The organism is Streptomyces sp. ADMS, assembly GCF_033441795.1.
Classification (GTDB): domain Bacteria; phylum Actinomycetota; class Actinomycetes; order Streptomycetales; family Streptomycetaceae; genus Streptomyces.
In genome coordinates, this window is sequence record NZ_JAVFVX010000437.1 from 1 (window position 1) to 458 (window position 458).

The window sequence follows — 458 nt, forward strand, 5'->3', positions numbered from 1 at the left end:
CGCGTACCTCGTGGATGGTCGGGCGGACCAGGTGCGGCCAGTCGTCGGGTGCGGCAGGCCAGGAGGCGAGATGGACCTCTGTGTTGGCCAGCCCGAGGTGGGCGGTGACGTCCCAGCCTGACAGGGAGGCGGGTTCCCAGTAGAGGCGGATGCGGCCGAGAGGGAGTCTGGGGGCGTCGGCCGGGAGCCAGGAGACGTCGAGCGGTCCGGTGGGAAGAGCAGAGACGCGGTGGACGAGTGCGCCGCGCACCCCGGACGGCATGGGCCGCAGAGCGAGGCCTTGCAGCGGGCGGGCGGCGAAAGGGTGGGGTCGCGGTGAGATGGGAACCTCCTGCCAGGATCAGTGCGCCGGGGTTAGGTCCAGGCGAGGGCGTCGCGGACCGCTCGCGGGAGGTAGTCCTCCTGGCCGTCGTCGGCGATGAACGCGACGCCGTCGCGCACGACGACGTCGGTGCCGA

At 72.5% G+C, this 458-nt stretch carries 1 protein-coding gene; it reads right to left on the reverse strand.

The window, feature by feature from the left end; all coding sequences use genetic code 11:
* Window positions 1–262: esterase (locus RB628_RS41440; protein WP_318325771.1), on the reverse strand; the 262-nt coding region annotated here is incomplete at its 3' end.
* Window positions 263–458 lie beyond the last annotated feature (196 nt).